Below are 13,879 nucleotides of genomic sequence, written 5' to 3' on the forward strand. Positions count from 1 at the left end.
TCTACTCGCACTTTCTTAGCAGAATTGCACCCTCGGTGCTTTTAACATCCACTTCTCACTTCTTCTACAAATCAAATAATGACAACTGATTCGATTCCGGCAAATCTTCCAACAATCCCAAATCCGCCATTAGGTCAATTACAGTTTTACTCACCTTTGTTCTCTGACGGAAGTCGTCCTTTGACAGGAACTTACCGTCCTTTGCAGCTTCCACTACCGCATCTGCCGCCTTATCGCCCAGTCCTTCTATTGTGCTTAAGGACGGCATCAATTTCCCGCTCACCAGCTCAAAGCGGTGTGCTTTCGCACTGTAAATGTCAATCGGCTCAAACTCAAAACCTCTTGCGTACATTTCCTGCACAATTCGCATATCCTTTAAGGTATCCTGCTCTTTTTTGGTGAGCGTGTCCGCTCTCTTTTTGTAATCATTTAAATAGTATTCCAGCTTATCCTTACCCTGACACATCAGTTCATAGGTGAAGCCTGACGCACGGATACTAAAATATGCTGCATAATAAGCAAGCGGATAAAATACTTTAAAATAGGCAATTCTCCATGCCATCATAACATATGCCGCAGCATGTGCTTTCGGAAACATATATTTTATCTTTTTACAAGACCATATGTACCAATCGGGAACATTGTTTTCGAGCATCGCCTCTTCCCATTCCGGCTTTAGCCCCTTTCCCTTACGCACACTCTCCATTATGGTAAAAGAAAGCTCACTCTCCACTCCCTGATTAATCAGGTAGGTCATGATATCATCTCGCGTACAAATAGCGGTTGAAATTGTCGCCTTCCCATCCTGGATTAAGGTCTGTGCGTTTCCAAGCCAAACGTCCGTACCATGAGATAGTCCTGAAATACGAACCAGATCAGAAAAAGATTTTGGCTTTGTATCAATTAACATCTGGATAACGAAGTCCGTACCAAACTCCGGAATTCCGAGAGCCCCCAAAGGGCAGCCGCCGATATCCTCCGGCGATATATTGAGCGCCTTTGTGCTGCTAAACAGCGACATAACCTCTTTGTTGTCAAGAGGAATGGAAAGTGCATCAACTCCCGTAATATCCTCAAGCATACGAATCATCGTCGGATCGTCGTGTCCCAGAATATCAAGCTTTAACAGGTTGTGGTCAATGGAGTGGTAATCAAAGTGTGTCGTTATCGTATCGGTGCTCATATCGTTTGCAGGACGCTGCACCGGGGTGAAGGAATAGATTTCCTCCCCATGAGGTAAAACGATAATTCCTCCCGGATGCTGTCCGGTTGTTCTTCTGACACCTACACAGCCGCCTACAATTCTTACAATCTCGCAGGTTCTCTTTCTGATGCCGCGCTCCTCATAGTAGTTTTTTACATAACCAAACGCCGTTTTATCGGCTAATGTACCAATCGTTCCGGCACGGAAGGTCTGACCCTTTCCGAAAATAACCTCTGTATAGCGATGGGCATTGCTTTGATAATCACCCGAGAAGTTTAAGTCGATATCCGGCTCTTTATTTCCCTTAAATCCAAGAAACGTTTCAAACGGGATATCAAAGCCTTCTTTTTTAAGCGGCTCACCGCATTCCGGGCATGCCTTGTCCGGCATATCACAGCCTGCACCGCCTGAATACTTCCTCACCTCATCGGAGTCAAAATCACTGTAATGGCATTTCGCACAGTAATAGTGCGGGCGCAGCGGATTTACCTCCGTGATTCCAGACATCGTCGCTACAAAGGAGGAGCCTACCGATCCTCGCGAGCCTACCAGATATCCATCATCATTTGACTTCCACACCAACTTCTGCGCAATAATATACATAACGGCAAAACCATTGGAAATAATAGAGTTAAGTTCTCTTTCAAGTCGTTCTGTAACAACCTCCGGAAGTACCTCTCCATATATCTCATGTGCCTTGTCATAGCAGATATCTCGAAGTGTCTGGTCCGAATTTTCAATGACCGGAGCACACTTATCCGGTCGTACCGGCGATATTTTCTCTACCATATCCGCTATTTTGTTTGTATTTGTGATGACAACCTCTTCCGCCTTCTTGCTTCCCAGATAATCGAACTCCTTCAGCATCTCCTCCGTCGTTCTAAAATAGAGAGGCGCCTGATCATCCGCATCCTTAAAGCCCTTTCCTGCCATAATAATACGTCTGTATACCTCATCCTCCGGATCTAGGAAGTGAACATCGCAGGTCGCCACTACAGGCTTTTTAAACTGCTCTCCAAGCTCCACAATTTTACGGTTTATATTTTTTAAATCTTCCTCCGAATTAATCTGAGAAAACCTGTCCTCTCTTAGCATAAACTGGTTGTTGCCCAGCGGCTGGATTTCCAGATAATCATAAAAACGGGCAAGCCTTGCGATTTCCTCCTCCGGCTCACTTCGAAGCACCGCTTGATAAAGCTCTCCTGCCTCGCAGGCAGAGCCGATGATAAGCCCTTCTCTGTGCCTTAAAAACTCGCTCTTTGGTATTCTCGGTCTTCTGCTGTAATAATTGATATGAGAATACGAGATAAGCTTATAGAGGTTCATTCTTCCCACATCATTCTTTGCAAGAATAATTGCATGATAGGTCGGCAGCTTCTTTATCGTCTCAACGGACATTCCGCCTGAGTGGTTGATGCCTGCCAAGTCCTGTATATCCCTCTCTCTCAGCATTTCAATAAACTTCATAAAAATTTCTGCAGTACAGCCCGCATCGTCAACCGCCCTGTGATGATTTTCCAGAGATATTCCGAGTGCCTTCGCAACGGTATCCAGCTTGTAACGATTTAAGCTTGGCAGTAAAAATCTTGCCATCGCCACTGTATCTGCCACCGTGTAATCACATTCCAGTCCAAGTCTTGTGCAATTTACTTTGATAAAACTCATGTCAAAGCCGGCATTGTGTGCCACCATAACCGCACCCTCGCAAAACTCCATAAATTCCGGCAGCACTGTTTCGATAAGAGGCTCATTGATAACCATACCATCCGTGATACCCGTCAGCTTCTCAATTTCAAATGGGATCGGTACCTGTGGATTTACAAAGCTGCTAAATTTTTCAGCAATCTCTCCGTTTACCACCTTCACGGCACCGATTTCTATGATACGGTTTTTCACAGGGCTAAAGCCTGTCGTCTCAATGTCAAACACCACAAAGGTATCGTTTAAGGTCTGTCCTTTCTCATTTTGGACGATTTCTTTTAAATCGTCTACCAGATATGCCTCAACGCCGTAAATCACCTTAAAATCGTCATTTTTGTCCACAACATGATGCGCATCGGTAAATGCCTGTACAACCCCGTGGTCCGTGATTGCCACAGCCTTATGCCCCCACTTTTTCGCACGCTTAATGATGTCTTTTACCTCGGAAACGCCGTCCATATCACTCATCTTTGTATGGCAGTGAAGTTCCACCCTCTTTTCCGGATTCGTATCCATTCTGGAGGTTGTAAAATCCGGTATTTTCTTCATTCCGACAATAGAGGCAATCGTCAGTTCACTATCAAAGCGATCTACCGTTGTGATACCCTTTATCTTTAAGAATACACCGGCTTTTAATTCACCTAAAAGCTCGTCTTTTTGCTCATTTTTAATAAAGATTTTTACTGTCATTGTATCGGTGAAATCCGTTATATTAAACATAACGATTGTCTTCTCATTTCGGATTTCCCTTGTATCCACAGACAATACCTGTCCCCTGATGACAACCTCTCCGATTTCTCCTACAATACTCTCGATGGTAACCTCGCCCTCTTCGAAATCTCTTCCGTAGATGACATCCGGATTCTCACTCTTCTTATACTGCCCATAGCCACCCTTTTGGAAGCCCCTCTTCTCTCCGGCGCCTTTCCATTCCTTTGGCTTTTGTGCCGGCTGTTCCGGCTTTTTCACTTCTCTTTTCTCTGTCGGATTGCTATCGTCCTGAGGAATTTCCGGCTCATAGCCGCCATCCTCATCGTCACGTTTTATAGAAGACTGGCTTACAATATAGGCAATTTCCTGCTCGATTTTTCTCTCACTCATCGCTCTTGCCTTGCTCGCCTTTGGCTCCTCATATTCAACGTCAATCTGTATTTTAAAACCACAGCGCTCATTGAAAATTTTATCTAAGACCCGCACAAGCTCATCCGTCTTACTTCTGGCAACCACGGAATCCTCCAGCTTTAGTTTCAGGATTTTTTCGTCGATAAACTCGTATTTCGCCATATTAAACAGATTATATTCCAGCATACTATATTCCTTCAACTCGTTTAATATGCTGCCACGATAGGCATTCATGAGCTTAGAAGGGGTATACTGCTCCGAGAGCTGAAAGGTTTCCAGTATTTTAATTGTCATCTCCACATTTGGAAACAACTGACTTTTTATTTGCCTCTCGATGCCGAATATATCCTTTTTTTCAATCAATCTCTTACTGTTTAAGTAGATGCGGATAAAATCTTTTTTGCTGTTGGAGGAAATCTTTGATATTTCCACTTCCTCCATCAGGCTTTTCAGACCGTTATCCAGCTCTAAATTTGTAAATGCTTCAAAAAACAGTTTACCCATTTATGATTCACTCCAATTAAGTAATTCTTCTCTTAATGTGCTAAGTAATTGATCCTCCGGTACTTTTTTGACAATTTCTCCATGCTTAATGAGAAGTCCTTCTCCAACTCCTCCGGCGACTCCGATATGTGCCTCTCTTGCCTCTCCCGGTCCGTTTACAGCACAGCCCATGACCGCTACTTTAATGTCCAAAGGAATGTCTGCAACCATGTTTTCAACGTCAGTGGCAAGCTTTATGAGGTCTATCTTGGTTCGACCGCAAGTCGGGCAGGAAACAACTTCAATTCCGCCTTTTCGAAGTCCCAGCGTCTTTAAAATAAGTTTTGCAGATTTTATCTCCTCAATCGGATCTCCTGTCAACGATACACGGATAGTATCCCCGATGCCCTGATGCAAAATAATGCCAAGCCCCACAGAGGATTTGATATTTCCGGACAAAACCGTGCCTGATTCCGTAATGCCGACATGAAGCGGATAGTTCGTCTCTCTTGCAATGAGTTCATGTGCCTTGATGCACATAAGTACATCAGAGGATTTGATACTGATAACCAAATTGTCATAGCCCAAATCTTCAATCATTTTCACCTTATTTAAAGCGCTTTCCACAATTCCCTCTGCGGTAACGCCCTTATATTTCTCCAGCAAGTCCTTCTCAAGAGAACCGCTGTTTACACCGACACGGATTGGGATGTTTCTCTCCTTTGCCGTCTCTACCACAGCCTTCACCTTTTCAATACCGCCGATGTTTCCCGGATTAATACGGATTTTGTCTGCCCCGTTTTCCATCGCCTCGATGGCAAGACGATAGTCAAAATGGATGTCCGCAACAAGCGGAATGATAATCTGCTTTTTTATTTCTTTGATTGCAGCTGCCGCCTTTTTGTCCGGAACCGCGCAGCGGATAATATCACAGCCTGCATTGGTGAGTGCCTGAATCTGCTTTACCGTCGCTTCCACATCATCGGTTCTTGTGTTGGTCATAGATTGGACTAATACCGGATTCCCACCGCCAATCACCTTATTTCCTATCTGAATTACCTTTGTATTTTCTCTAAACATTGTTGCCTCCTGCAAAATTCCTTATAAGAAAGTGTGAGCTTGGCTCACACTTCGCGCCCGAGCGGGTTGCGAAGCAACAACTTCCACTCCGCGAGGTGCGCAAAAATAGTTATTGTACCATAGGAAAGTTCGGAGAACTTTCCTATGGTACAATAAAAAGCCCGCTCACAGCGAACTTTTTATTATAAACATCTAAAACAACCGTTGTATATCATTGAACATGACAAATATCATAAGCGCCATCAAAAGCATAAGCCCGACAAAATGTACCATGCCCTCTTTTTCCTGATTAATCGCTTTTCCCCGGATTGCTTCAATAAATAAGAATACCAGTCGTCCTCCGTCCAGTGCCGGAAGTGGGAGCAAGTTCATAACTCCTAGATTGGCACTTAGCCAGATGGATATATTAAGCATATTGAGCCACACATAAAAGGCCCCGTCTGTTTTGCTCGTCTCGTAGGTGTCACCAATCATGTTTACCATTCCCACAGGACCTGCCACATCGTCTTTGGTGACCTTTCCCTCAAATATCATACCAAGACTCTTAATCGTAAGATTAATCCAGTATTTTACCTCGTAGGCACTATATTTAATAATCGTGAGAGCATTTCCCTTGGTTCTCTCTCCTGCTCCCTGAAAGCCATATAAATAGCTCCCATTTTCTTCATTTAGCTTCGGAACCAATGTGACTGTACTTTTCACACCGTCTCTCTCATACGTTATGTCTGCTGTCTTTCCTTGATTAAGCTGTACATAGACTGAAATTTCTCTGTACAGATTAATTTTTTCATTGTTTATCGCAACAATTGTATCTCCTGTCTGTATGCCTGCTTCCTGAGCCGGATATCCGTCCATAACCCGTACAATCGGAGCATCATATCCGATGCTGCCCACGATAAAGAGTGACAGAATGAATGCTAAAATAAAATTAAAGATAGGACCTGCCGCAATAACGGCAATTCTTGCCCAAACCGGTTTTTTGCCAAAGGCGCGGTCATCATCACTTGATTCATCCTCTCCAAGCATCATACACGAACCGCCAAAAGGCAATATCTTTAGAGAATACCTTGTCTCGCCTCTCACAAAGCTCACGAGTCTCGGCCCCATACCGACCGAAAATTCTGTTACACAAATACCGTTTTTCTTCGCCAGAAGAAAGTGCCCCAGCTCATGTATTACAATAATTAAGCTAAATATCAATAACGCTAACACTATTTTCAAACTAACACCTGCTTTCAATTAACTCATATATTGATTTTTCAATTTCAATAATTTGGTCTACAGTAGGATTTTTCACTATTTTATGTTCCCTCATGCACGTTTCAATTATGTCTGCAATGTCTAAATATTTTATTCTTTTCCCCAAGAAGAGGCTGATCGCCTTTTCATTTGCCGCATTGAAAACAGTCGGCATAGATTCCCCTATACTGCCGGCTTCATACGCCAAACAAAGACCCTTAAAGGTTTCTATATCCGGATTTTCAAATGTAATGCTGCCCAATTTGGCAAAATCCAGTCTCTCACCTGGCATTGTTCTTCTCTCTGGATAAAAAAGTGCATATTGTATCGGAAGCTTCATATCCGGCAATCCAAGCTGTGCTATAATACTGCCGTCCACATACTCTACCATAGAGTGTATGATGCTCTGTGGCTGTACTACAACCTGTATCTGCTCCATTTTCACATCAAAAAGCCATTTTGCTTCGATTACTTCTAAACCTTTGTTGACCAAGGTTGAGGAATCAATGGTAATCTTTTTTCCCATCGCCCAATTCGGATGTTTTAAGGCATCCTCAAGCGTTACCTTCTCTAAATCTTTCAGCTTCCTGCCGCGGAACGGACCGCCCGAAGCTGTCAAAAGAATTTTACTGATCTCTTTTGGATTCTCTCCGTTTAAGGATTGAAAAATCGCACTGTGTTCACTATCCACAGGTAATATTTTTACACCGTATTCCTTTGCCAGAGGCATAATGATATGTCCTGCCGTGACAAGTGTTTCTTTGTTGGCAAGTGCAATATCTTTTCCTGCCTTTATTGCTGCAACGGTCGGGCGAATTCCAATCATGCCGACGACCGCCGTGACAACGATATTTACTTCCTCCAATTCAGAAATTTCAATGAGTCCGTCCATACCGCTCACTACTTTTGTATCGGTATCCTTTATTGCCAAGGCAAGCTCTCTTGCCTTTTCCTCTTCCCAAACAGCAGCATATTTCGGTTTAAATTCCCTAATCTGCTCCTCCAAAAGCCGGATATTGGAGCCTGCCGCAAGTGCGGTTACACTTAAATCTAAGTTTTCTCTAACCACCTCTAAGGTCTGTGTTCCAATCGATCCCGTACTTCCTAAAATTGCCAGTTTCTTCATGTCTTCCTCCAATTTATCAGACTACAGCATCACAACTGCTAAAAGATAAATGACCGGAGCGGTAAAGATAACGCTGTCAAAGCGGTCCAAAATGCCGCCATGTCCCGGTATCAATGTTCCGTAATCTTTGATGTCATGGTTTCTCTTAATGGCACTTGCCGCCAAATCTCCTATTTGGGAAATTACTCCGCCCGCTGCACCGATTATCGCATACCACAAAATAATATTATCTTTATTCGGCAAAAATCTGCCGATCACAAATGCATAAATCGCTCCGATAAGAGCCGCACCCGCAACGCCTCCGATACCGCCCTCCACAGATTTCTTCGGGCTTAGCTTCGGTGCCATCTTGTGCTTGCCAATCAGCATTCCCACACAATAAGCGCAGGTGTCACAGCCCCATGAACAGATAAAGATAAGCCATACGATAAAGGCTCCCGTCTCCAACTGTCTCGTCTGATATATATAGGATAACATAATTGACACATAGAATAAACCAAAAAATGTTACCATAATATCTTCCGATTTGAATTTGGGGAATAACAGTACATATTCCATCATAAGCAAAATCAAAAATGCCATAACAAAGTACATCAAATACTCTTTTAATTCCAATCGGAGCATGATATAATAGCCGATTGTTGCGGCATAGCCGGTTATACCTAATATTTTTTTGTCAAGCTTTACAATTTTATATAATTCCGATAAACCGATTAAGGATATGATCAAAGTTGTTCCAAATAAAATATCTCCTCCGCTGATTATCGTAAGCAGCGCAATGATAATTAAAATAATGCCGCTTAACAATCTGGTCTTAAACATAAGTTATTCTCCCTTCACGCCTCCGTAACGTCTGTCTCTACTATTATATTGCTCAATTGCCTTGACCAATTCTTCTTTTGTAAAATCAGGCCACAGCACGTCTGTAATATAAAATTCCGCATATGCAAGCTGCCACAGTAAAAAATTCGACAGCCGAAGCTCTCCGCTTGTTCTTATCAGTAAATCAGGTTCCGGTATATCTTTTGTATCTAAATATTGTGCAAAAACTTCTTCATCTATCTCATCTATCGTCAGCTTATTTTCATCTTTATCTTGTATTATTTTCTTAACCGCACGGAGCATCTCGTTTCGGGAACCATAGTTAATTGCTACCTGAAAACTCAATCCGTCGTTGTTTTTCGAAGATTCCTCTAAGTTTGCTATACTCTTTTGCAAATCGTCATCCAGTCTCGTTTTATCACCAATTACTCTGACCTTCATATTATTTTTGGCTGCGGTTTTTGTACACGTCTTCATGTAATTTCGAAGAAGTGTCATCAACGCATCCACCTCACCCTTTGGACGATTCCAGTTCTCCGTAGAAAACGCATAGACTGTCAAATATTTGACACCCATTTTATAGGCATCCTCACAAATCTTTTCTACCGTCTTTGCCCCCTGCGTATGTCCGTAATTTCTCGGCATCCCTTTCTTGGCAGCCCATCTGCCGTTGCCATCCAAAATAATGGCAATATGTTGTGGAATATTCATAAAGAACCCCTTTCCATCTTATCCTATTGCTAAAGAAAAAAGGAGGGGCCTTAATCTGGTCAGTGCAACCGACAAGAGACCCTCCATTAAATTGTTTATACAGTCAGTATTTCTTTTGATTTTGCTTCGACGGATTTATCAACCTCTGCGATATACTTGTCTGTTAATTTTTGTGTTTCATCCTCTAACTGTTTAATTTCATCTTCTGAAATATCATTTGATTTACTTAACTTTTTAAATGCATCATTGGCGTCTCTTCGAACATTACGAATGGCAACTTTCGCAGCCTCGCCCTTTTTCTTTACATCCTTTACCAATTCTTTTCTTCTGTCCTCGGTAAGTTCAGGGAATACCAGGCGAATTGTCTTTCCATCATTCGTAGGATTAAGTCCCAAATCAGACGTTAAAATTGCCTTTTCAATTTCCTTTAACATGCTTCCTTCCCAAGGCTGAATCTGAATCATTCTCGCCTCCGGAACATTTACATTCGCCACCTGCTGAATTGGTGTAGGTGTTCCATAGTAATCTACTTTTAATCTATCTAATATATGCGGATTAGCACGTCCGGCTCTGATTGAAGCGAAATCTCCCGCCAGATTATCCATCGTCTTTTCCATCTTATCGTTATATTGATTTAATCTCTCATCCATCTTAATTCCTCCTTATACGGTTACTCTCGTTCCGCTAAATTTTCCCTTTACTGTATTCACAATGCTGTTTTCCTCACCAAGAGCAAATACAAGCATTGGAATTTTATTTTCCTTACACATAATAGAAGCTGTCATATCAACCACAGCCAAACTCTTCTCTATTACTTCCTCAATGGAAATTTCATCGTATTTTACCGCATTGGGATTTATCTTAGGGTCACTGTCATATACACCGTCCACTGCTTTTGCAAGCAAGATACAGTCTGCCTCAATCTCAACTGCACGTAAAACAGTACTGGTGTCCGTGGAAAAATAAGGATGTCCTGTTCCGCCGGCAAAAAATACTACCATATCCTTTTCAAAATACTTCATGGCTCTGTCCTTGGAAAACAGTTTACTGAATGTACTACACTCAAAAGGAGTTAAAATCTGTGTTTTCATTCCTTCTGTACGGAATATCTCCGATACATAAATACAGTTCATCACTGTGGCAAGCATACCAATCTGATCCGCCTTGGTTCTGTCAATATTCTCGCTCGTTCTTCCTCGCCAGAAATTTCCGCCGCCGATTACAATCCCCACCTGAATTCCTGAATCCACAAGTGATTTCACCTGTTTTGCAACCATCACAACCGTTGCCTCGTCAAATCCGGTTTTTTTCTCACCTGCCAGCGCTTCTCCACTCAGTTTCAATAAAACTCTTTTCATATCGCACCTCTAATTATTTATTCTGCTCAAAAAAGTCCTTTGCATTAACATCTGCATATGTCTGTGAAACAAAACCTTCAATTACTGCACCATTGTTAATCTGAACAGATTTAGAATGGATATCTCCCATAACAATTGCTGTAGAATCAATAACTACCGGTCCCTTAACATCAATATCACCTTTGACAGCACCTGCAATTACCGCTGATGTCGCAGTTATGTTACCGATAATAATGGAGCCTACTCCTACTTTAGCGGTACCTTCACTCACTACTTCACCGTTAATCTTAGCTTCATCTGCAAAAAATTCACTTGCTTTGGAATTTCCGGTTACTGTTCCTGTCACAATAAGCTTACCGCTACAAGCAACATTTCCGACTACTGTACCAACAATTTCCAGTGAGCCGTCTGACTCAATATCACCGTTGATGGTTGTTCCTTTTGTGATAACTGCCGCCTCATCTGATACTGACTTTTCTTCGCTCTTTGTCTCTTCTGCAGGCTCTAAATTCACAGTTTCCGCCACTATGTCTTCAGCTGCTTCCTCTTCCTCTGCTTCTATCGCCTTTTCCAGTTCTTCTTCCAGCGCTGCATCCTCTGCGAATTTTTCCTCTTCTTCATCACTGCTGCCAACTGCTTTTAACAAGTTATCAAAATCATCTAAATCTATACTGTCATCAGAATCATCCAATAATCCCTCATTTGTATCTGCCTCTTCTGTATCTAATAATTCTTCCTCCGGTAATAAATCACTTACAGCCTCTGATAAATCTTCCTTAAACTCTTTAAAAAAACTCATCCTGTAGTCCTCCATTCTAATTGTTTATTGGTTCCGCCTCAATCTGCTGGATGTGCGGAACATTTTCATCCAGCGGTTTCATTTCAATACCTAACCCCTGAAGACCTTCAATAATTCTGCTTAAGGCTTCAACTGATGTGGTTTTCTCCGTATCATCATGCATCAGGATGACAGAAGTTTCATAGCTCTCCACATTATTAAGTACATTGTCCACTAATGTATCAACATCCACGTTCTGACTCGTTGCGTCCCCACTTGCAATATTCCAGTCAAAATATGTAATGTTTTCACTGTTCAGATATCGAATAAATTCTGTCATATCAATATTGCTGACTAAGTTACCGCTTCCTCCCGGAAAGCGATACAGCGTAGGGCGCACACCCGTTGTCTCATATAACATATCACTCAATTTCTTCTCATCATTTGCAAAGGATTCCACCGAATTATAGATGTCACTATAGCGGTGGGAATAGGAATGCATACCAAGTGTATGTCCTTCCTCCACAATTCTTTTGTAAAGCTCTTTTGCCTCTTCCGTGTCATTCCCCACGACAAAAAAAGTAGCCTTTATATCATATTCTTTTAATATATCAAGTATTTGCGCGGTATTCTCACTCGGTCCGTCATCAAACGTCAGATAGGCAGTTGTCTTTTCCGGTTCTCTTACTGCACTTTCAACATTCTCGTTTGTATTTTCTGCTGTCTGCGCTTCCTTGGGAAGCTCCGTCGCATAGACACCGTCTGCTAAATTTGTCGGCTCGCTTGTCTCACCTGACTCCACTTTCGCCTGAAAAAGCTGGTTCAGCTCATTTACCTGTTTTTCCAAAGAAGTTATTTTAACCATTAAAAATAGACTTAAAACAGTAGGAAACAAAAGTAAGACAATTGCACTTCCTATAATCAAATTTTTCAGTCGTTTTACTCTCGCCTTTCTTCGGCGGCTTTTTTCCTCAATCGACATTATAACGTCACTCATGGTATTCCCCCAGACATTCTTTCACCATTTTATTGCTTATTTATTATTGTATTACATTTTTACAAAAAGGGTATTAAATTTTTATTAAATCGACAATTTTTTTCTAAAATTTAATTCCTTTTCTTAAATGTTATACTGGTGCTGTCTTGCCGAGCGCTTCGATTTATAAATGTTTCTGTATTTTTATATGGAAAAACGGCTTTGCAAAAAAACTTTCGCAAAGTCGTCCTTTTCCATTTATTACTGACCCATCTGCTTTGCTACTTCTTCTGCAAAGTTTTCTTCCTTCTTTTCAATTCCTTCACCGGTCTCAAAACGTACAAAGCGCTTTACGCTTAAGTTAGCGCCTGCTTCCTTCGCTACCTGAGCAATATACTTAGAAACTGTTAGGTCTCCGTCTTTTACATAAGCCTGATCTAATAAGCACACTTCTTTTAATTCTTTGTTCAAACGGCCGATAATCATTTTTTCAATGATATCATCGTTCTTGTCCGGATTCTCATTCTTAGCCTGTGCTTTTAAAATTTCTTTCTCATGCTCCATATATTCAGCAGAAACTTCGTCTCTGGAAACATATTTTGGCGCAAGAGCTGCAATCTGCATTGCTACGTTTCCTAATGCAGCCTTAACTTCGTCATTTACAACATCTGTTTCAGCCTCAACCAAAACGCCGATTCTTCCGCCGCCGTGGATATAAGAAGCAACACAGCCCTTTTCAGCAGAAATCTTCTCAAATCTTCTGATGTTTAAGTTCTCACCGATTACTGCAATCTTCTCATTCAATACTTCTTTTACTGTTTTTGAAGTATCTGCCAACCATGCTTCCGCTAAGAAAGCATCGATATCTGCTGCCGTTGTATTTAACGCCTGATTAGAAACATCCACTACAAAAGTCTGGAACTCTATATTTTTTGCAACAAAGTCTGTCTCACTGTTTACTTCAACGATAGCTGCCTCTTTGTCTTCTTTGATAATCGCACTTACAAGACCTTCTGCCGCAACTCTTCCTGCTTTCTTCTCAGCCTTTGCCTGTCCATTTTTTCTTAAATATTCAACAGCTGCTTCCATATCGCCGTTTGTCTCATTCAGTGCTTTTTTGCAATCCATCATACCAGCACCTGTTGCTTCTCTTAAATCTTTTACCATTGCTGCTGTAATAGCCATTCTATTCATACCTCCGATTAATTTATTGGTGTTCCTATCTTAAAAATGCTCCAACCTGATTATACAGGTTGAAGCATTCTATACTTAATCTCAA

11 protein-coding genes are annotated in these 13,879 nt (G+C 41.7%); all 11 read right to left on the reverse strand.

From position 1 onward, the window contains the following. Nucleotides 1–64 precede the first annotated feature (64 nt). Nucleotides 65–4,531 (reverse strand): PolC-type DNA polymerase III, encoded by a 4,467-nt coding sequence (locus CTY48_RS12610; protein WP_099468837.1) that lies wholly within the window; start codon nucleotides 4,529–4,531, stop codon nucleotides 65–67. Then, nucleotides 4,532–5,590 (reverse strand): flavodoxin-dependent (E)-4-hydroxy-3-methylbut-2-enyl-diphosphate synthase, encoded by a 1,059-nt coding sequence (ispG, locus tag CTY48_RS12615; RefSeq protein ID WP_099468838.1) that lies wholly within the window; start codon nucleotides 5,588–5,590, stop codon nucleotides 4,532–4,534. It lies immediately after the preceding gene. 192 nt (nucleotides 5,591–5,782) lie between these two features. Next, entirely contained in the window at nucleotides 5,783–6,811 is a 1,029-nt protein-coding gene (gene rseP, locus CTY48_RS12620) for an RIP metalloprotease RseP (protein WP_099468839.1), read from the reverse strand. A gap of 1 nt (nucleotide 6,812) precedes the next feature. Beyond that, a complete protein-coding gene (dxr, locus tag CTY48_RS12625; RefSeq protein ID WP_099468840.1) occupies nucleotides 6,813–7,955 on the reverse strand; it encodes a 1-deoxy-D-xylulose-5-phosphate reductoisomerase in 1,143 nt (380 codons plus the stop codon). Nucleotides 7,956–7,976: 21 nt separating this feature from the next. After that, entirely contained in the window at nucleotides 7,977–8,777 is an 801-nt protein-coding gene (locus tag CTY48_RS12630) for a phosphatidate cytidylyltransferase (protein WP_099468841.1), read from the reverse strand. A 3-nt stretch (nucleotides 8,778–8,780) separates the two neighbouring features. Next, the gene (locus CTY48_RS12635) at nucleotides 8,781–9,488 is read right to left on the reverse strand and encodes an isoprenyl transferase (RefSeq protein ID WP_099468842.1); all 708 of its coding nucleotides are present in this window, start codon (nucleotides 9,486–9,488) and stop codon (nucleotides 8,781–8,783) included. A gap of 95 nt (nucleotides 9,489–9,583) precedes the next feature. Beyond that, nucleotides 9,584–10,138 (reverse strand): ribosome recycling factor, encoded by a 555-nt coding sequence (gene frr / locus CTY48_RS12640; RefSeq protein ID WP_099468843.1) that lies wholly within the window; start codon nucleotides 10,136–10,138, stop codon nucleotides 9,584–9,586. A 12-nt stretch (nucleotides 10,139–10,150) separates the two neighbouring features. Then, on the reverse strand, nucleotides 10,151–10,846 hold the full coding sequence (gene pyrH, locus CTY48_RS12645) for a UMP kinase (protein WP_099468844.1): 696 nt from the start codon (nucleotides 10,844–10,846) through the stop codon (nucleotides 10,151–10,153). A gap of 13 nt (nucleotides 10,847–10,859) precedes the next feature. After that, on the reverse strand, nucleotides 10,860–11,645 hold the full coding sequence (locus CTY48_RS12650) for a bactofilin family protein (RefSeq protein WP_099468845.1): 786 nt from the start codon (nucleotides 11,643–11,645) through the stop codon (nucleotides 10,860–10,862). A 16-nt stretch (nucleotides 11,646–11,661) separates the two neighbouring features. Then, complete coding sequence (locus CTY48_RS12655) at nucleotides 11,662–12,621, reverse strand: polysaccharide deacetylase family protein (RefSeq protein WP_099468846.1); 960 nt, start codon at nucleotides 12,619–12,621, stop codon at nucleotides 11,662–11,664. A 240-nt stretch (nucleotides 12,622–12,861) separates the two neighbouring features. Beyond that, nucleotides 12,862–13,785: a translation elongation factor Ts gene (gene tsf, locus CTY48_RS12660; RefSeq protein ID WP_099468847.1), complete on the reverse strand. Its 924-nt coding sequence runs from the start codon at nucleotides 13,783–13,785 to the stop codon at nucleotides 12,862–12,864. Nucleotides 13,786–13,879: the final 94 nt, after the last annotated feature.

This window comes from Konateibacter massiliensis (assembly GCF_900184995.1).
GTDB lineage: Bacteria > Bacillota > Clostridia > Lachnospirales > Lachnospiraceae > Lachnotalea > Lachnotalea massiliensis.

What these genes read in the sequence shown, in the direction of transcription:
- CTY48_RS12610 (WP_099468837.1), bottom strand. Translation starts at nt 4,531, where the DNA reads ATGGGTAAACTGTTTTTTGAAGCATTTACAAATTTAGAGCTGGATAAC.
- ispG (WP_099468838.1), bottom strand. Translation starts at nt 5,590, where the DNA reads ATGTTTAGAGAAAATACAAAGGTAATTCAGATAGGAAATAAGGTGATT.
- dxr (WP_099468840.1), bottom strand. Translation starts at nt 7,955, where the DNA reads ATGAAGAAACTGGCAATTTTAGGAAGTACGGGATCGATTGGAACACAG.
- CTY48_RS12630 (WP_099468841.1), bottom strand. Translation starts at nt 8,777, where the DNA reads ATGTTTAAGACCAGATTGTTAAGCGGCATTATTTTAATTATCATTGCG.
- CTY48_RS12635 (WP_099468842.1), bottom strand. Translation starts at nt 9,488, where the DNA reads ATGAATATTCCACAACATATTGCCATTATTTTGGATGGCAACGGCAGA.
- frr (WP_099468843.1), bottom strand. Translation starts at nt 10,138, where the DNA reads ATGGATGAGAGATTAAATCAATATAACGATAAGATGGAAAAGACGATG.
- pyrH (WP_099468844.1), bottom strand. Translation starts at nt 10,846, where the DNA reads ATGAAAAGAGTTTTATTGAAACTGAGTGGAGAAGCGCTGGCAGGTGAG.
- CTY48_RS12650 (WP_099468845.1), bottom strand. Translation starts at nt 11,645, where the DNA reads ATGAGTTTTTTTAAAGAGTTTAAGGAAGATTTATCAGAGGCTGTAAGT.
- CTY48_RS12655 (WP_099468846.1), bottom strand. Translation starts at nt 12,621, where the DNA reads ATGAGTGACGTTATAATGTCGATTGAGGAAAAAAGCCGCCGAAGAAAG.
- tsf (WP_099468847.1), bottom strand. Translation starts at nt 13,785, where the DNA reads ATGGCTATTACAGCAGCAATGGTAAAAGATTTAAGAGAAGCAACAGGT.